The organism is Streptomyces recifensis, from assembly GCF_002154615.1.
Classification (GTDB): domain Bacteria; phylum Actinomycetota; class Actinomycetes; order Streptomycetales; family Streptomycetaceae; genus Streptomyces; species Streptomyces griseoluteus.
The window spans coordinates 1-2,666 of sequence record NZ_MUNH01000638.1 but is presented as its reverse complement, the minus strand read 5'-3'; the positions used below and the strand labels follow the sequence as shown (position 1 = coordinate 2,666).

The window sequence follows — 2,666 nt, the reverse complement described above, 5'->3', positions numbered from 1 at the left end:
CCGGCGCCGCCGGGACCAACTGGCCGCCGCCGTGGCCGACCGGGCGCCGGAGGTGACGGTCACCGGGATCGCTGCTGGGCTGCACGCGGTGCTGCGGCTGCCGCCCGGCACCGAGCAGGCGGTCGTGCAGGCCGCCCACTGGCAGGGGCTCGCGCTGCACGGCCTCGGCTTCTACCGCCACCGACTGGCGGTCGCCGAACCGCTGGAGGCGCTCGTCGTCGGCTACGGCACCCCGCCCGACAGCACCTGGCCGACCGTCCTGGAGGCGTTGTGCCGGGCACTGCCGTGACCCGCTCGGGGACGCGGTGCGCGAGGCGGGCGCCCCCGTCGGTCAGCCCACGGACGCGGTGTCCGCGCCGTCCCGGGCAGCGGCCGCGCCGTCACCCTCGGGCTCCGCCCCCGGCGCCTCCCCGAACCGCGCCAACATCAGTGCCCCCGCCACCGCCACGACGAACCCCAGCACCGCGAGCGGTCCGAGTCCCGCCCGCGTGCGGTCGCCCAGCCAGAGCACGCCCACCGCCGCCGGGCCCAGGGTCTCGCCGAGGACCATCCCGGCCGTGGCCGTGGTGACCGAGCCGCGCTGCAGCGCCGAGGTCAGGAGCAGGAAGGCGGCACCGCCGCCGAGGAGCAGGGCGTAGAGGGACGGGTCGGTGAACAGGGCGTACGGGCGAAGGGAGCCGACCAGGCGGACCGCCACCTCCACCACCCCGAAGCCGCACCCCGCGCCGAGCCCGAGGAGCAGCGCGCGCGGCCGTCCCGGGAGCCGGCCGCCCACCGCGCCGAGCAGCAGTACCCCCGCCGCCGTCGCGAGCAGCGCGTACGGCAGCCAGGCCGGGCCGCTGCGGTCGCCCTCCGCACCCGAGGCCAGCCCGAGCAGCGCGAGCCCCGCGCACACCACGCCGACCGCCGCCCACTCCGGTCCGCTCAGCCGGACCCGCAGCAGCCGCGCCGCGACCACCGCCGTCACCGCGAGGCTCGCGGCCAGCGCGGCGCCCACCGCGTAGATCGGCACCGACCGCAGCGCGAGGATCTGGAACACGAAGCCGAGCCCGTCCAGCGCCAGTCCCGCCGCGTACCGCCACTGCCGTACCGCCCGCAGCAGCAGCGCCGCCTCCCCGCCACCCTGTTCTCCGGCCGTCCGCGCGGCCACCGCCTGAAGGACCGTGGCCGTACCGAAGCAGACCGCCGCGCCGAGCGCGCACACCATTCCAAAAAGCACAAAGCGACTCTAGGGGAACAGGCGTACGTGGGGGTGCCCTGCCGGAAACTCACACCTGTCTCTAGGCTGACTGCCGAACGCACCACCCACGGGGAGAAGAGAACATGGCCGACACCCGCGTACAACTGCGCTCCACCACAGTCGTGTTGGGCGGCATGGGGCTGCTCGCCGCCGCCCTCACCGCCTGCTCCTCGTCCGACCCGGACAAGCGCTGTGTGGACCGCGACAGCTACAACGTGGCGAAGGGCTACCACGTCGTCTCCGACAAGAACTGCAAGTCGGGCTCCGGTGGCGGCGCCTACTACTACGGCGGCAAGAAGAAGGGCTCCTGGGTCCGCAGCGGCTCCTTCACCCCGCCCCGCAAGTCCGGCAGCGGCTCCGGCCGGTCGGGCGACGACGACAGCCACAGCGTGCACCGGGGCGGCTTCGGCGGCGGCCACGGCGGCTCCGGCGGCTGACCGGCCGGGCCGCAGCGATGGAACGCCGTACGATCACGCCCCGTCCCGACTGGCAGCGCACCGTCGAGGAACAGGGGATCGTCTACCCGCTCACCCGCCACCCCGACGGCTCGCTGCGTCCCTACTGGGACGAGAGCGCCCACTACGTCTTCTCGCTGTCCGAGGTCGAGGCGCTGGAGGAGACCGTCGAGGAACTGCACGCCATGTGCCTGGCCGCCGCCGGGCACCTGGTGGAGCGCGGCCGGCTCGCCGACCTCGGCATCACCGACCCCCGCGTGGCCGCCGCCGTCACCGAGTCCTGGCACCGGCGTGCCGAACTCCCGTCCCTGTACGGCAGGTTCGACCTGCACTACGACGGCACCGGCCCGGCGAAGATGCTGGAGTACAACGCGGACACCCCGACCTCGCTGGTGGAGGCCGCGTCCGCGCAGTGGTTCTGGATGGAGGAGCGCTTCCCCGGCGCCGACCAGTGGAACTCGCTGCACGAGCGGCTGGTCGACACCTGGCGCAGGCAGGCGGGGCTCCTCCCGCCCGGCCCGCTGCACTTCGCGCACTCCTCGGCCGACGAACTCGGCGAGGACCTGATGACGGTCGCCTACCTCAAGGAGACCGCCGAGCAGGCCGGGCTCGACACCGACTGGCTCTCCATGGAGGAGATCGGCTGGGACACGCTCTCGGGACGCTTCGTGGACAACCGGCTGAAGTTCATCCGGGCGATCTTCAAGCTGTACCCGTGGGAATGGCTCACCACCGACGAATTCGCCGGGCACGTCCTGGACACCCTGGACAACGGCGGCGGTACCGGCAGCACCCTGTGGATCGAGCCCGCCTGGAAGATGCTGCTCAGCAACAAGGCCCTGCTGGCGATCCTCTGGGAGCTGTACCCCGGCCACCCCAGCCTCCTCCCGGCCTACCTGGACGGCCCCCGCGAGCTGGCCGCCACCACCGGCTACGCCGCCAAGCCGCTGCTCGGCCGCGAGGGCGAGGGC

3 protein-coding genes and 1 pseudogene are annotated in these 2,666 nt (G+C 73.9%); 3 read left to right on the top strand and 1 reads right to left on the bottom strand.

The genetic code is table 11. The annotated features are described in order from the left end of the window. Positions 1-289, top strand: a pseudogene (locus CCN33_RS27535) (PLP-dependent aminotransferase family protein); the annotation flags it as partial. A 42-nt stretch (positions 290-331) separates the two neighbouring features. Here the strand turns inward: CCN33_RS27535 and CCN33_RS27530 are convergent. After that, the gene (locus CCN33_RS27530; RefSeq protein WP_086696129.1) at positions 332-1,207 is read right to left on the bottom strand and encodes a DMT family protein; all 876 of its coding nucleotides are present in this window, start codon (positions 1,205-1,207) and stop codon (positions 332-334) included. A 116-nt stretch (positions 1,208-1,323) separates the two neighbouring features. Here CCN33_RS27530 and CCN33_RS27525 point away from each other — a divergent pair, with 116 nt between their 5' ends. Both CCN33_RS27525 and CCN33_RS27520 read left to right on the top strand, forming a co-directional pair. Beyond that, positions 1,324-1,677, top strand: coding sequence for a hypothetical protein (locus CCN33_RS27525; protein ID WP_086696128.1), 354 nt, complete (start codon positions 1,324-1,326; stop codon positions 1,675-1,677). A 17-nt stretch (positions 1,678-1,694) separates the two neighbouring features. Then, on the top strand, positions 1,695-2,666 hold a 972-nt coding region (locus CCN33_RS27520; RefSeq protein WP_086696127.1), incomplete at its 3' end, for a glutathionylspermidine synthase family protein.